The sequence below is a fragment of the Balneatrix alpica DSM 16621 genome, assembly GCF_000619885.1.
Taxonomy (GTDB): Bacteria; Pseudomonadota; Gammaproteobacteria; order Pseudomonadales; family Balneatricaceae; genus Balneatrix; species Balneatrix alpica.
This window is the reverse complement of the sequence record NZ_KK211041.1, coordinates 24,316-39,339: the sequence shown is the minus strand read 5'-3', so window position 1 is coordinate 39,339 and position 15,024 is coordinate 24,316. Positions and strand designations below refer to the sequence as shown.

The 15,024-nt window shown below is 56.4% G+C and carries 15 protein-coding genes; 9 read left to right on the top strand and 6 right to left on the bottom strand.

Annotated elements, in window-relative coordinates:
• Nucleotides 1-196: 196 nt before the first annotated feature.
• The 3 genes from Q334_RS0115660 to Q334_RS0115650 are packed head-to-tail and all read right to left on the bottom strand — an operon-like array spanning nt 197 to nt 3,147.
• A complete protein-coding gene (locus Q334_RS0115660) occupies nt 197-1,723 on the bottom strand; it encodes a tripartite tricarboxylate transporter permease (protein WP_027314038.1) in 1,527 nt (508 codons plus the stop codon).
• A 3-nt stretch (nt 1,724-1,726) separates the two neighbouring features.
• Nucleotides 1,727-2,161 (bottom strand): tripartite tricarboxylate transporter TctB family protein, encoded by a 435-nt coding sequence (locus tag Q334_RS0115655; protein WP_027314037.1) that lies wholly within the window; start codon nt 2,159-2,161, stop codon nt 1,727-1,729.
• 8 nt (nt 2,162-2,169) lie between these two features.
• The gene (locus tag Q334_RS0115650) at nt 2,170-3,147 is read right to left on the bottom strand and encodes a Bug family tripartite tricarboxylate transporter substrate binding protein (protein ID WP_027314036.1); all 978 of its coding nucleotides are present in this window, start codon (nt 3,145-3,147) and stop codon (nt 2,170-2,172) included.
• Nucleotides 3,148-3,295: 148 nt separating this feature from the next.
• Here Q334_RS0115650 and Q334_RS0115645 point away from each other — a divergent pair, with 148 nt between their 5' ends.
• From Q334_RS0115645 to Q334_RS0115635, 3 genes are read left to right on the top strand one after another with little or no spacing between them, the layout of a single operon-like run.
• Nucleotides 3,296-3,964: a response regulator transcription factor gene (locus Q334_RS0115645; RefSeq protein ID WP_027314035.1), complete on the top strand. Its 669-nt coding sequence runs from the start codon at nt 3,296-3,298 to the stop codon at nt 3,962-3,964.
• On the top strand, nt 3,957-5,345 hold the full coding sequence (locus Q334_RS0115640) for a sensor histidine kinase (protein ID WP_245593700.1): 1,389 nt from the start codon (nt 3,957-3,959) through the stop codon (nt 5,343-5,345). The genes Q334_RS0115645 and Q334_RS0115640 overlap by 8 nt, the downstream gene beginning before the upstream one ends.
• Nucleotides 5,324-6,412, top strand: coding sequence for an ABC transporter substrate-binding protein (locus Q334_RS0115635; protein ID WP_035461843.1), 1,089 nt, complete (start codon nt 5,324-5,326; stop codon nt 6,410-6,412). Before Q334_RS0115640 ends, Q334_RS0115635 begins: the two co-directional genes overlap by 22 nt.
• A gap of 9 nt (nt 6,413-6,421) precedes the next feature.
• On the opposite strand, the gene Q334_RS0115630 is transcribed toward Q334_RS0115635, so the two are convergent.
• On the bottom strand, nt 6,422-6,760 hold the full coding sequence (locus Q334_RS0115630; protein ID WP_027314032.1) for a hypothetical protein: 339 nt from the start codon (nt 6,758-6,760) through the stop codon (nt 6,422-6,424).
• A gap of 89 nt (nt 6,761-6,849) precedes the next feature.
• Here Q334_RS0115630 and Q334_RS0115625 point away from each other — a divergent pair, with 89 nt between their 5' ends.
• The 4 genes from Q334_RS0115625 (at nt 6,850) to Q334_RS0115610 (ending at nt 9,818) form a co-directional block, all read left to right on the top strand.
• Nucleotides 6,850-7,662, top strand: coding sequence for a hypothetical protein (locus Q334_RS0115625; protein ID WP_027314031.1), 813 nt, complete (start codon nt 6,850-6,852; stop codon nt 7,660-7,662).
• Between the two features lie 23 nt (nt 7,663-7,685).
• Nucleotides 7,686-8,261: a tetratricopeptide repeat protein gene (locus Q334_RS19460; RefSeq protein WP_051527874.1), complete on the top strand. Its 576-nt coding sequence runs from the start codon at nt 7,686-7,688 to the stop codon at nt 8,259-8,261.
• Between the two features lie 83 nt (nt 8,262-8,344).
• Entirely contained in the window at nt 8,345-8,878 is a 534-nt protein-coding gene (locus tag Q334_RS0115615; protein WP_027314030.1) for a heme NO-binding domain-containing protein, read from the top strand.
• The gene (locus Q334_RS0115610; protein ID WP_027314029.1) at nt 8,871-9,818 is read left to right on the top strand and encodes a sensor histidine kinase; all 948 of its coding nucleotides are present in this window, start codon (nt 8,871-8,873) and stop codon (nt 9,816-9,818) included. The genes Q334_RS0115615 and Q334_RS0115610 overlap by 8 nt, the downstream gene beginning before the upstream one ends.
• Before the next feature lie 108 nt (nt 9,819-9,926).
• Here the strand turns inward: Q334_RS0115610 and Q334_RS0115605 are convergent, their stop codons facing one another.
• On the bottom strand, nt 9,927-11,030 hold the full coding sequence (locus tag Q334_RS0115605; protein ID WP_027314028.1) for a hybrid-cluster NAD(P)-dependent oxidoreductase: 1,104 nt from the start codon (nt 11,028-11,030) through the stop codon (nt 9,927-9,929).
• A 385-nt stretch (nt 11,031-11,415) separates the two neighbouring features.
• Between Q334_RS0115605 and Q334_RS0115600 the strand changes: the two genes are divergently transcribed.
• A complete protein-coding gene (locus Q334_RS0115600) occupies nt 11,416-12,717 on the top strand; it encodes an aromatic ring-hydroxylating oxygenase subunit alpha (RefSeq protein WP_051527873.1) in 1,302 nt (433 codons plus the stop codon).
• Between the two features lie 67 nt (nt 12,718-12,784).
• On the opposite strand, the gene Q334_RS19455 is transcribed toward Q334_RS0115600, so the two are convergent.
• Nucleotides 12,785-13,030, bottom strand: a complete 246-nt coding sequence (locus Q334_RS19455) for a hypothetical protein (RefSeq protein WP_035461842.1) — start codon at nt 13,028-13,030, stop codon at nt 12,785-12,787.
• A gap of 307 nt (nt 13,031-13,337) precedes the next feature.
• On the opposite strand from Q334_RS19455, the gene Q334_RS0115590 reads away from it, so the two are divergent.
• Nucleotides 13,338-14,954, top strand: coding sequence for a BCCT family transporter (locus Q334_RS0115590; RefSeq protein ID WP_027314026.1), 1,617 nt, complete (start codon nt 13,338-13,340; stop codon nt 14,952-14,954).
• Nucleotides 14,955-15,024 lie beyond the last annotated feature (70 nt).

Below are 15,024 nucleotides of genomic sequence, written 5' to 3'. Positions count from 1 at the left end.
TCAACCAAGCCACTCAAGGCCTGAGGCCTGGCCCTCAGTCTTCGATTGCCAGCGCCTGCCAAGGCACTTCGCGTCATGCTGACGCACAAAAAAAAGGGCAGCCGATGCTGCCCTAACGCTCAGATTTCCCCTTTCCAAACCCGGGAGCGACATGGCGCCGCCACCCCCAGTGCATCCTTGCCAAATCGCATCTGTTTTACTCTTCTACACGGACAGCAGGGCTGGTCATGCCATTACGCTGCTTCCATTTTTTGCCTAACCAGGGTGCCAGCAAGGCCAACACCGTCATCGCAGCCAGGGAGTAAGTCATCGGGCCAGACAGCAGGATGGACCAGTCACCCCCGCTCATCGACAGGGCACGGCGCAGGTTTTCTTCCAGTACGCGACCCAAAACCAGGCCCAGTACCACCGGCGCCAGCGAGAAGCCCAACTTACGCAGGATGAAGCCACCAATTCCCAGAATCACCATGAAGAACAGGTCGAAGCTATCGCCATGCAGGGAGTAAATCCCGACAAAGGTAAGCATCACAATCACCGGTACCAGGTAAGCCTGACGAATCGACAGCAGGCGTACGAACATCCCAATTAACGGCAGGTTCATCACCAGCAGCGCGATGTTGCCGACAAACATGGAGGCAATCAGCCCCCAAGCGATTTCTGGCTTCTGTTCGAACAACAGCGGGCCAGGGGTGATGTTAAACATCAGCAACGCACCGAGCAGAATCGCAGTAGTACCGCTACCAGGGATACCCAGAGTCAGCATCGGCACCATCGCCCCTACGGCAGAGGCGTTGTTGGAAGCCTCAGGTGCGGCCAGACCACGGATATCACCCTTACCAAACTGGTCATCGTCCCCTTCAGCGATACGCTTCTCGGTACCGTAAGCCACCGCACTGGCGATGGAGGCGCCGGTACCTGGTAACACGCCGATAAAGAAGCCAACCACTGTAGAGCGCAGCACTACCCACTTCACCCGCATCATGTCGGCAAAGCTGACAAAGCTCTTGCCCACGGGGGTCATTTTCAACTCGTTATTGGCCCACTGCTCCAGCAGAATCAGTACTTCACTGATGGCGAAGATACCGATCACCACCACCAGGAAGTCCACCCCATCAAAGAAGTTGGGAATCCCCATGGTGAAGCGCAGCACGCCGGTCCCCCCATCGATACCCACCGTTGCCAGGCATAGACCGATCAAAGCACCCACCAGAGTTTTGACGGGGCGACTGCCTACCATGGTAGCCAGACAGGTAAAGGCAAAGACCATCAGCAGTACGTATTCAGAAGGCCCAAAGCGGATCGCCAATTGGCTCAGCAAGGGCGCCAGAATCACCATCATCATCAGCGCACCCATGCTGCCAGCAAAGGAGGCGACTGCGGACAAGGCCAGAGCACGACCACCCTCACCCTTTTGTGACAGCGGATAGCCATCCAGGGTGGTCATAATGGCACCGGCATCACCGGGTACGTTCAACAGAATACTGGAGATACGACCGCCGTATTCGGCGCCGTAGTACACCCCAGCCAGCAGAATCAAAGCGGACTCAGGGGGTAAGCCCATGGCATAGGCCAGAGGCAGCAGAATCGCGACCCCGTTAATCGGGCCGATACCGGGCAGCGCACCGATCAGGGTGCCAAAGAAGCAGCCCAGCAGTACCAGCATCAGGTTCATCGGGGTCAGGGCCACGGCAAAACCGGTGGCCAAGTGAGATAACACGTCCATCGACTAGCCTCCAAACAGCATGCCAGCCGGCACATTAAGTTGCAGTAACGAGGTCAGCAGGAAGTAACTCACTACACTCATTACCAGCGCATAAATAAAGGAACCCAGGGGCTTCTCGCCAAACATCCAGGCGAATACCGCACCGACAACGGTGGTTGCGATGATGAATCCAGCCGGCTCAAACAACCAGGCGTAGATAAACATCAGCACCAAAGCTTGGGTGATACGCACCAGCACCAAGCGGCTTGGTTTCCACTTGTTTGGGCTGGGTTTAACCATAATCCAGATGGCGCAGGCCGCCATCAGCCCTGCCAGGATGATCGGGAAGGCCTTAGGGCCAAGGGGTTCATACTGAAAGGGCACTTGCAGCTGGGTAGCTGCCCAGGCTAAAAGCCCGGACAGCCCCAACAGCACGCCCGCAAACAGGCGGTCGTACATGGTCAGCCTCACTGAATCAGACCGGCTTCCTTAGCCAAATTACGCATGTAGTCCACACGCTGCTTCACATAGGCATCGAACTCGGCGCCTGCCATCTTGAAGGGCAACAGGCCTTTGTCATCAACGACCTGCATAAACTTCTCGTCTTCGTAGGCTTTCTTGAACTGCTCAGCCCAGTAGTTGTACGCCTCGTCAGAGACATCTGGCCCTAAGTAGAAGCCACGCAGAATCGCCCACTCCGCATCGAAGCCCTGCTCCAGTGCGGTGGGAACCAGGCTGAACTCACCCAGCAGACGATCAGGTGACATCACCGCCAGCATCTTCATGGTGCCGGCTTCTAACTGGCCTTTCATTTCACCTACGTCACCGGGGTAAACGGTAATGTGGCCGCCAAGCAGCGCTGCAATCGCTTCACCGCCGCCTTCATAGGCCACGTAACGCATCTGCTTGGGATCCACGCCTGAGGCTTTCATCAGGATCGCGGCTTTCATCCAGTCCTGGCTACCTACGCCACCACCGGCGCCCAGTACGAACTTGGAGGGATCTTTCTTGATGTCTTCAACCAATTCACCCAGGCTGTTCCAGGGCGCATCGGCTTTCACGATAACCGCACCGTAATCCACGCCTGCAGCACCTACCCAGCGTGCATCGTTTTCATCCAGTTCCTGACCAAATTTGCCCTGGGCAATGTTCAACAAAGAACCGGAGCTGAATGCCACCAGCGCATTGCCATCGTCACGGCGGTTAGCGTTAATGTGGTTATAGGCCACGGCCCCTACGCCACCCGGCATAAAGGTCACCGCCATCGGCGTGGGCATCAAACCTGCATCAGCAAAACCGTTGGAAACAATACGGCAAGTCAGGTCGAAACCACCGCCAGGCTTAGCGGGGGCGATACACTCAGGCTTGTTGGGTTCAAAAGCGAAGGCTTGTACAGAGGAGAGGAGGCCGGCTGCCAGCAGCCAGGCGCCAATTTTGCGTTGCATAGGGTATTCCTCATTATGGTTATTGTTGTCAGCCCGAAGGGTTTCGGGAGTAGGCCAACTTTACAAAGTCAAACTGACAGCAACCTGACAGCGAGAGTTTTTTTCTCCAGGGCTTTGCAGGGGAGTTTTTGCCCCCTAAGCTTGGCTTATGCGTATCCTGTTAATCGAAGACAACCACGAACTGGCCGAGGCGATCAGCGAGTATTTTCGCCACCTCGGCCATCCTTTGGACTGGGTAGAATCCGCCGAGCAAGCGGAGAATATTCTCGGCTACCAAAGCTTTGACCTGCTGGTGCTGGACATCAACCTACCGGGCAAAGACGGCTATCAGTTTTTGCGCAGCCTGCGCCGCCAGGGGAAAAGCGTACCGGTGCTGGTGCTCACCGCCCGGGCTGCCATTGACGACCGGGTCAGTGCGCTGGACTTGGGCGCCGATGACTATCTGGTCAAACCCTTTGATTTTCGTGAACTCCTGGCCCGTTGCCGGGCACTGTTACGGCGCGAGCGCGGTGCTGCCAGCAACGAAATCCGCTGCGGCAACCTGGTGTTTGATCCCAGTGCTTATAGCGTCAGTATCAATGGTGAACCGGTGGATCTGCGTCACCGGGAAATCCAACTGCTGGAGATGTTTCTCTCGGCACTGGATCGCGTGCTCACCAAAGAAGACATTACCCAACGCCTCTATACCTTTGATGAGTCCCCCACTCCCAATGCCATTGAGCAGAACCTGACCCGTCTGCGCAAAAAGCTGGCGGGCTCCTCCCTGGTAATCAAAACCATTCGTGGCCTCGGCTACCTGGCCCATGTCGATGACTGAGATGTACCAGGACAGCTCCCCTTCACTGCGGCAAAACCTGCTGGCTGGCATGGGCGCAATGCTGGCATTGGTGTTGTTATTGCTGGGACTGGGGGTATGGAGCTATGCCCAGCGGGCGGCGGATCACTCTTATGACCGTCTGCTGGCGGGGGCCAGCCTATCCATCCTGGAACGGGTGCAGGTCCACAATGGTCGGCTGGAGGTGGACATCCCCTACTCCGCCCTGGGCATGCTGGGACTCGCCCCACGGGATCGGGTGTTCTACCAGTTACTGGGGCCTGATAACGGCCATTTAACCGGCTACAACTCACTGCCGCGCCCCAAAGACTATCAACCCAGCAATAAGCCGCAGTTCTACAACGCCCACTATGGTGATGAAACCCTGCGTTTTGTCATTCAAAGCCGTCTGCTGACCGAGCCCAATGCCAGTGGTTGGGTGCAAATTATTCTTGGCCAGACCCGTACCGCCCGCAATGAACTAAGCCAGGAAATCATGTTTGGCGCCCTGGCCATTCTGGTCTTGGTAATGGTGCTGGCCCTCGGTTGTGTCTGGTTTGCCATCAACCGTGCTCTGACCCCCTTGCATCTGATTCGGGATGAACTGCAAAAACGTGCCTCTACCGATCTGACGCCGCTGCATATCAGCCCACCGCGGGAAGTCTCACCGCTGGTACAGGCTATCAACGTCTTTATGACCCGATTACGTGGCAACCTGGATGCGATGCAGATGTTTATTGCTGACGCCGCCCACCAGATCCGTACCCCCTTGAGCACCCTGCAGGCTCAGCTGGACTTGGCCCAACATGAATCCGATAGCCAGTTACGCCAGCGCCTGGAAAAAGTCCGTGAACTGCACCTGCGCCTGACCCGCTTAACCAATCAGTTACTCGCCCATGCCCTGGTGGTGCACCGGGCCGATACCCAGTTACCCGATGTGGTCGAGCTCGACACCCTGCTGGAACAGGTGTTGACCGAAAGCGTGCGCGACCATGCCCATACGGATGTCGAGTTCGCCTTTGACAACAGCCTTGGCCCGGTACGCATCTATGGCGATGCCATCAGCCTGCGTGAAGCCCTGCACAACCTGCTTGATAACGCGATCAAATATGGGCCAGCCACCAACCTGATCAGCCTGCAACTGCAAGCCGGGGAGTCAAGCGAATGGGTCGAGGTGTGGGTGGACGATCAGGGCCCCGGCATTCCGGAAGAGCAGCAACATCAGGCATTGCAGCGTTTTGCCCGACTGCAGCAGGGGCGCAGTGGCTCCGGCCTGGGTTTGGCCATTGCTCAGGCAGTGGCCGATGCCCATGGTGGGCGACTCTATCTACACAATCTTCATCCTGGTTTACGAGTACGCCTATGTTTAAGACGCTACGCCTGAGCCTGGCCGGCCTCTGGCTGACGTTACTGCTCAGTGGCCATAGCGCCGCCGGTCAGCAACAGGGACTACCAGTGGATGTCAGCCTCGCCCCCCGTCATCTGAGCATCTACAGCGCCACCGACTTAAGTGCCATTGAACCGGTGATTAATGGCTTTCGTCAGCGCTATCCCCTGATCGCGGTGGACTATCTGGAATACCAGACCAATGCCCTCTATCAACAAATTGAAGACAGCTATCGCAAAGATCCTTATGCCCCGGATCTGGTAATCAGCTCCGCCATGGATCTGCAAACCAAACTGGTTAACGATGGTCTGGCCCAACCCTATCGTTCCGCCTACACCGACAGCCTGCCGGAATGGGCCAATTGGCGTGATGAAGCCTTTGGTTTCACCTTCGAGCCGGTGGTGATGGTGTACAACAAAGCCGCCTTTGCCGAGCAGCCTCTGCCACAAAGTCATGAAGAATTAGCCGAACAGCTGCGGGCTCACCCTGACTTTTATCGCAGTCGGGTCGGCACCTATGATGTTCGTACCTCCGGTGTCGGCTACCTGCTCGCCACTCAGGATGCGGTGCACTCCAGCCTCAATGGCCGTTTGCTGGAGAGCCTGGGGCGGGCCATGACCCGCACCTACTGCTGTACTGGAAATATTCTCGATGAAATCGCCAGCGGCCAACTGGTGCTGGGCTATAACCTGCTCGGCTCCTACGCGCTGGCCCGCGCCCAGGAGGATGCGCGGATCGGCGTCATTCTGCCGCAGGACTACACCCTGGTGATGAGCCGGGTGGCCTTTATCCCCAAGAAAGCCCGCTCTCCCCAGGCCGCCAAACTCTTTCTTGACTACCTGCTATCACCAGAAGGACAGCAGTTAATTGCGGCCCACTCGGGGTTGGTCGCCATTCATCCTCAAGCCCAGGGGGAACTGTCCATTACCACTCTGCGCGAACACCATCCCAGCGGCTTTCAGCCCATTGCCCTTGGCCCAGCCCTACTGGTTTATCTGGATCAAATGAAGCGTCTGCGTTTTTTACGGGAGTGGCAGGGGGCACTGCTGCCCAGCATGCCCTGAACCCCAGACTTACCAACACTGTAATTGTCCCTTTTCCACTACCCGCCCCGACTCCAATAGCTGTACCAGTACTAACACTTCCCGTTGCGGCAAAGCGAAGTGTTGTCCCAGTGCCAGCGACAACCCTTGTGCCAGCTGTGCTATGGCAGACTCTGACCACAGGGAGGGCAGCCACAGCTGTGCCATGATCAGGTAACCCTTACCCCACTGTTGATCCACGCGGCTCAGGTTAACACTCATCTCAGCTTCCGCCTGTGGCTGACCACTGTACTGTGCCCATGCCGAGACTAAATGCTGCCCCTGCGGTTCCGGGCAACAGGGGGCCAAAAAACACTGAGCGATAGGCATCACCCACCCTCCTCATTACTTGATCTGCACAGCATAGAACGCCATTGTTAGTGCAGCACTTTTCCCCATGTAGTAGCAGGAGGTTTGCTATGCCAGCCCGTCCTTCCCTCCCCTCCTTATCATCTTGTCTGTTAGCCGCCGTACTTTTTAGTGCAGCCCCCTTCAGTCTGTTGCCTCAAGCTGACCAGCTGGGTTTAACCGCCCTCGCCAAAAGTGAAAATGGCCAAGGCGGTGGTCAAGATAAAGGCGACCGTGGTAATAGCGCCAATGATCGCGGCAATAACCATAGCAACCAGGAACGGGGTAATAGCAGCCAGGCCCCTGGCCACAACAAGGCGGATCAGCTCAGCGACAAGCAGGCCAAAGTAGAGTTTGAACACGGCAAAATGGCCGCCAAACTCGGTGCCCTTAATGCCGCCCATGCCTCTGCCCAAGCGCGGGCCAATGCCGCCCCCAACTCGCGGGTGGGGCGTATTGCCGCTTATGAGCAAAGCTTGGCCACCACCGAGCTTAGTCGTGAGCAATGGCAGCAGGCCTTAGCACAATGGCAAGCAGAACAAGCGCAGTTAAGCGACCTGGCAGCGCAATACCAAGAGCTGCAAAGCCAGCAGCAAAGCCTTAATGATGAACGCACTGCCCTGCTAGCCGCCGACCCCAGTGCCGACACCCAGGCTCTGGATAGCGCCCTGGCTGAGCTGGCCAGCAGCCTCGACACACTGGAGAGCCAAATTAGCCAGCAACAAACCCAGGTAGCTAGCGCCGAGCAAGAGCAGCAACAACTGGAACAATCCTTTAATCAAGCCACTCTGGCGCAGACCGAAGCCCTGACCGAAGCGGCCAACAAACCCGTTGATGATGAAATTGCTTTAGCAGTGCAGGCGTTACTGCAGGCCAAGCAATAATCATCGCCAGAGGGAGAACAACGATGGCTAAAGTGTTGCTCACCGGCCTGTTGATATGGACGCTGGCTGGCTGTGCCCTGCTGCCCCCCTCCGCCGCCGTGCGCCAGGAGCAGCAGGCTGCCGCCCAAGGAGATCAACAGGCTGCATTCCGGCTGGGGCAGCGTTATCGTTTTGGCCAAGGGGTGGTGGAAGACCATCAGGCAGCTTTCCGCTATTACCTGCAAGCTGCCCAGCAAGGCCACAGCCAGGCAGCCTACATGGTCGCGACCTCTTACTTCCTCGGGGACGGTGTGGGTGCTGACCCTGTGCAGGCACGCCACTGGTATCAACAGGCCGCCAAGCAGGGCTTGGCCGAAGCCCAATACCAGCTGGCGGATCTGTTCTGGAATGCCAGCCCCGCGCAAAAGCAGGAGGCCCTACACTGGTATCAGCATGCCGCAAAGCAGGGCCATGCCCGGGCCCAGTTAAAACTGGGAGTCATTCTGTACCAGGGCTTAGCCGGAAACAAAAACACCAAACAAGGGCGCTACTGGATCAGCCAGGCCGCAGCCCAGGATGAACCCACCGCCCAAGCCTTATTGCCCAAGCTGACCCCTTAAGTGGGTCAGTGCAGGGCTTGAAGCCCGGCCAAGCCGCCTCTATGCACAGACTAGCGTGATCAATACTGGCAACAGAGGCAGCGATGAAAGGTATTCTCTTTAACGCACTGGAAGAAATGGTGATTGCCTATGCTGGCATTCCGCTGTGGAATCAGTTGCTGAGCGACACCCCTTTGCAGCAGGAGGGTATTTACACCGCTGGCGGGGACTATCCTGCTGCAGACCTCACCGCCCTACTGCAGCAGTTGGCGCCTACACTAGGCTTGGCAGAAGAGGACTTACAACAGCAGTTTGGTGCCTTTCTGTTTGAGTTTCTCAGCCAGCGCTATCCTGACTTTTTGCATCGCTATCAAGATTTAGCGGATTGCCTTACCTGCCTTGATCGTCTCTACGAGCAGATTAACCGCCGCTATAGCCATGCAGGCTTACCGACTTTTCAGCTACAACCGGCCAGCGATCACTTTACCCTAGCCTTACAGGTGAGTGCCCCCCAGGCACAGATTTGCCAGGGCTTACTCAAGCAGGCCGCCAGTCATTTTCAGACCCCTTTGCAGTTGCAGCTGAGTCCAGCTGCCGACCAATACTTTGCTTTTGCCATGAGGTTCCAGCATGACTGATCACACTGAAGCCTATCTCAGTGCGTATAAACGCGAGAAAAAAGCCCGCTTAGAAGCCGAGCGGCTATTGGAAGAGAAGGTACGGGAGTTAGCCGACAAAGAGGAAGAGTTACAAGAATGCTATGAGCGCCTGCGCACTCAGCAACACATCATGTTCAAGAATGAAAAGTTGTCTAATCTGGGGCTCATCTCTGCCGGCATTGCCCATGAAATTAACAACCCCATTGCCTTTGTTATCAGTAATCTGCAAACCCTCAACCGCTATCTGGATACCTACCAAAGCTTTTATCAATTTCTCAAACTCAAAGTGCGCGAACACCCCACCGCCATCCCCGTTGGGGAGGTTCGCGAGCATATGCAGCAGCATGACCTGGACTTTATCAATGCCGATATTGCCGATCTGCTACCGGAAACCCTCAAGGGCGCGACCCGCATCCACGAGCTGGTACAAAGCTTTAATCGCTTCTCCAAAGCTAACCAGCAGAAGGTGACGGAGTACAACCTCAATAGCAGCATTCAAAGCACCATCAGCATGATCAAGACCCAGACCAAAGAGCGGGTCAACTTTGTCTTGGAGCTGGAGGAGTTACCACCTATCAAAGGTAATCCCCATGAGTTGGAGCAGGCTATTCTCAACCTGGTGTTGAATGCGGTATACGCCACCGAATTGGTACAGGAGCCCTGTATTCGCATCCACACCAGTGAGGCTAATGGCTGGATTCAGGTCCAGATTGCCGATAATGGGGAGGGTATGTCCGAGGGGATTATGCAGCGCCTGTTCACCCCTTTCTTTACCACCAAACCTGTCGGCCAGGGCACGGGGATGGGGCTGGCCATTGTGCAGGGCATTATGCGCAAATTGGGGGGAGATGTACTGGTGGAAAGCCGTTTGGGGCAGGGCTCCACCTTTACTCTACGCCTACCCTATAGTCTCAACTAACCTAGTCTCAACCAGACTACCCTCAACGAAAACCGCCTCAACTAACGCAGCCCTGAGGGCTGCAGCTGAGTGTAAGGGCGGGCTATCTGCCCGCCTATCGCCAACGGGTTAAAACTCTACCACCACGTTCTCGGTCGGCACACTGCAGCAGCTGAGGATGTAACCTTCGGCTTCGTCCTCTTCATCAATCCCGCCGTTATGCTCCATGGTGACACTGCCCGCGGTTTTCAGCACGCGGCAGGTACCACAAATCCCCATGCCACAGGCTTTAGGAATATGCAGTCCCAGCTTGGCCGCTGCCGCATGGACAGTTTCTCCGGGCAGGATTTTCACACTCTTGCCGGTCTTGCTGAACTCGACCGTCAGCAGGTCACTGCTATCGACTTCTTCGGCCTCTTCCTGTGCTTGTTTGGCTAGTTCCAGCACATCCTCTTTCACCTCGACCGGTGTCGCCCCGAACGATTCCTCATGGTAGCGGCTCATATCGAAGCCATTGGCCTCCAGCATCCGCTTCACCGCATTCATGTAAGGCGTTGGGCCGCAGCAGAAAATTTCCCGCTCCATAAAGTCCGGTGCAATCAGCTCCAACATGGCCTGATTGAGGAAGCCGCGGTAACCACTCCAGGTTTCTCCGATTTCCTGACGCTCACAGATCAGCGCCACGCGGAAATTGGCTACCCGTGAATCCATGTGCTCCAACTCGCGCCGGAAGATAATGTCCTTAGGGCTACGGGCACTGTGCACAAACACCATATCCACATTGGCATTGGTATCGAAATACCAGCGTGCCATCGACATCACCGGCGTTACCCCTACTCCACCGGACAGATAAAGAATTTTGTCGCTGGGGTAGTCAATCGCATTAAACAGCCCCACTGGGCCATGTACTGCCAGTTCGTTACCTTCCTGCATATTGTCATGCAGCCAATTGGAAACCTGGCCACCGGGCACCCGCTTCACCGTAATGGAGAAGCTGTAAGGAACCGAGGGGGAGCTGGAAATAGTGTAAGAGCGCATGATCGGCTTGCCCTCAATCTCCAGTTCCAGGGTGACAAACTGACCGGGCTTAAAGAAGAACAGCACCGGCTGCTCCGCCATAAAACAGAAGGTGCGGACATCCCAGGTTTCCTGGATCACCTTCACGCAGCGCACCAGGTGGCGACCATTGGTCCAGGTCTGGGTATTAACAGGGAGTAAAAAGGGACTGGTCATGGCGGTGCTCTCATATCAAACTGCGAAAAACAGCCCGTCATCTCTGCTAACCACCCCAGGTGGCCACATCGGACTGCAGGCATCCTTGTTGCTGATTGTGGTGGCCAGACCGAGATAACGTTTAGCTAATAACGACATCAATTTACCCACCACCAACAGCGCCCTAGCCCCCATGCCTACTGGCCCGTCGTAAAGCCTGGGGTGCCATGTCGTTTCCAGCTAAATCAGTGGCTAGGGGCTAGCGCACAATGGCCTGAGTTCGGAATCAGCCGAGGGAAAAGGTGTGGACTCTCCCACCCTGCCGACGGGAGCCTAGGCAGCCCCCCAAGCACAAGGCCGGACACCACCACGATCCCCATGACGTCGTCCTACAGGTGAAGACACCATGAACCAAGAACAACAACCTCTGCATCTTGCCAATGACAACGGCCAGTCCAGCCGTGAGTACCTGGCCAAGCTGCTGCAAAACCGTGATCCTGGCTACTCCCTCGACCAACCTTTCTACAAGGATGAAGCCTTCTTCCGTCTCGACATGGAAGAAATCTTCTACAAAGAATGGTTGCTGGTGGGAATGACCTGTGAAATCCCCAACAAGGGCAACTACTTCACCCTGCAAATCGGTGAAAACCCGATCATCGTGGTACGCGGCAAAGAAGGCGCAATAGAAGCCTTCCATAACGTCTGCCGCCACCGTGGCTCACGTCTTTGCACCCAGCATCGCGGCAAAACCGCCAAGCTGGTATGTCCTTACCACCAGTGGACTTACGAACTGGATGGCAAGCTGATTTATGCCGGCAGCGAAATGGGCCAGGACTTCGACATGGCCAAGTTTGCCCTGAAGAAGCTGAATGTGCGCCAGGCCGGCGGCTTCATTTTCGTTAGCCTGAGCGACAACCCGCCAGCGATTGACTCCTTCCTCGCATCACTGGAGGAGTACATGGAACCCTACGACATGGAGAACACCAAGGTCGCGGTGGAAACCACCCTGATCGAAAAGGCCAACTGGAAGCTGGTGATTGAGAACAACCGTGAATGCTATCACTGCAGCGGCTCTCACCCCGAACTGCTCAACTCCCTGCTGGAGTGGGACGACACCAACGACCCCCGCGCCGATGATGCCTTTAAGGCCCATGTCGCACGCAAGGTTGCCGAGTGGGAAGCTGAAGGCATTCCCCATGAGCACCGTGGCCATGGCCTGCGCAACCGTATTGTGCGGATGCCGCTGATGGAAGGCACCGTGTCCATGACCATGGATGGCAGCTCTGCCAGCAAGAAGCTGATGGGGCGGATTAAGAATCCGGATCTGGGCTCCATGCGTATTCTCCATCTGCCCAACTCCTGGAACCACTGCATGGGTGACCACCTGATCACCTTCCGCGTGATTCCGCTGGGCCCGCAGGAAACCATGGTGACCACCAAGTGGCTGGTACATAAGGATGCGGTGGAAGGTGTCGATTATGACGTGGAAAACATGCGCAAAGTCTGGGATGCCACCAACGATCAAGATCGTACCCTGGCGGAAGAAAACCAGCGCGGCATTAACTCCATCGCCTATCAACCCGGTCCCTATTCACAAACCTATGAGTTTGGGGTGATCAACTTCATTAACTGGTACGCCAAGCGCATGCTGGAGAATATGGGCCATGCCGCTCCTTCCCATCTGCAGGCGGTCACTAGCCACGAGTAAGACGGCTTAGCAAGACAAAGGGCCTGATCATCAGGCCCTTTTTAATCTGGATCACCAAAAGCTGGCGTTAACGATTAAACAACCCCGGCACCAGCACCCGGTCCAAGGCCTGGCTCACTTCCGGATGGAGTAAATGACGTTCGGACTGCAACGCATCCAATAATGCCCGCAGACTGGAGCAGCCAGAATGTTGCTGCCACTGCAATGCAGCGCGACAACAGGCCTCAGGGCCATCCTGCTCGCTGACACTCACCCCCAAATCACGCACTAAACGACGAAAATCATCCTGATCAATTAACTCGGCATACATCATCTTCGTTTTCCTCCTCCCGCCCTGGAACCTGTCCAGGCAACCCAATCTGCAGCCAGTCTAGGCGGCGTCTTTTACCCCGCTCAAGAACCCTGTCGTTGTTAGCTTAGCCCAGGTCGTTCTGGTGGCCAGATTAACTAAGGCCAGGTCGTAACCAGCACACCTGCCACCACGGCCAAATTTAAGATGTTTTGAGTTCCCACAAAGTTAAGGAGGGTATCACGCGCAGCACCCGGACTCCGCCGAGTCGCCAGGGTAAGCCGCTATCGCGGCCACTAAAAACAACATAAACAAAATTAAGAGAGCGCCTATGAATACAGATTCCGCAACCACCCTGGCCGGGGGTGTTAACCGGGGAGGCCCCACCAGTAAAGCGGTGGTTTTCTTCTCTACCCTTACCGTGCTGATCTTTGTATTGGTCGGTATCACCCTGACCGATCAAGCCACCGCCATCGCCAACGCGCTGTCCGGCTGGATTCTGCAAAACTTCAAATGGTATTTCATCGGCCTGGTTGGCCTTTTCCTGTTCTACTGCATTTGGATCGCCGCCAGCCGCTACGGCAATATCAAGCTGGGGGATGACGATAGCCAGCCTGAATACAGCTATGCCACCTGGTTCTCCATGCTGTTTTCCGCCGGGATGGGTATCGGCCTGGTGTTCTGGTCGATTGCCGAACCGATTTACCACTTCCAGAGCAACCCCTTTATTACCCAGGGCATGACCCCGGAAGCCGCCACCACTGCGCTGCGCATTACCTTCTTCCACTGGGGTCTGCATCCCTGGGCGATCTACTGTATTACCGGCCTGTCCCTGGCCTACTTCAGCTTCCGCCGTAAGCTGCCCCTGACCATCCGTTCCTGCCTGTTCCCGATCCTGGGCCGTGAAGGGGTGAATGGCTTCTGGGGTAAAACCATCGATGTGCTGGCGGTATTCGCCACCGTATTCGGGGTCGCTACCTCCCTGGGCCTGGGCGTATCCCAGATGAACGCTGGCCTGAATGAGATTTTTGGCATTGAAGTGAGCCTGACCAACAAAATCATCCTGATTGTGGTGGTGTCCGCCATTGCCACTCTATCGGTCGTCTCGGGCGTGGGACGTGGGGTGAAGTGGCTGTCCGTGTTCAATATGTGGCTGACCATTGCCATCATGGCCTTCCTGCTGGCCTGGGGCCCCACTCGCTTCCTGCTGGCAACCTGGCTACAGTCCACCAGCGACTACATGGCTAACGTATTGCCACTGTCCTTCTGGACCGACTCCTTTGCCAACTCTGGCTGGCAGAGCTCCTGGACCGTGTTCTACTGGGCCTGGTGGATTGCTTGGGCACCCTTCGTCGGCATGTTTATCGCCCGTATTTCCCGTGGCCGTACCATCCGTGAATTCACCATCGGTGTGCTGTTAGTGCCCACCCTGCTGGGTTCCCTGTGGCTGACTCTGTTCGGGGGCAGCGCCCTCTATCTGGAGCTGCTGCACACCGTGACTAACTCCGCCGGTGAAGTGGTTGCCGCCGTGGGTCAGGCGGGCATTATCGAAGCGGTCTCCCAAGATGTAGCCACCGCCCTCTATGCCACCCTGAAGCAGATTGATGGCGGCACCGTAGGCTTCCTCGCCTCCCTGGTGGCCACCGTGCTTATTGCGACCTACTTCATTACCTCGGCGGACTCCGGCACTCTGGTCGTCACCACCATTCTCTCCAATGGCGATGAAGAGCCCCCCACCAGCCTACGGGTGATCTGGGGCGTGCTGATCGGTGGGGTAGCAGCGGTCCTGCTACTGGGGGGCGGCCTGTCTGCTCTGCAAACAGCCTCGATTACCGCATCCTTCCCCTTCTCCTTCGTCATGATTGTGATGATGTATGGTCTGGTGAAAGGGCTGCGGCAGGAACAGATGCGTTACCAGTACACCCACGCGGCCTTTACTGGTAAGTAAGAACGGGTAAATAAGAAGTCTTCCAGGGAAGGAGGCTAAAGTCGGCCCCCGGTGTCACAACCGGGGGTTT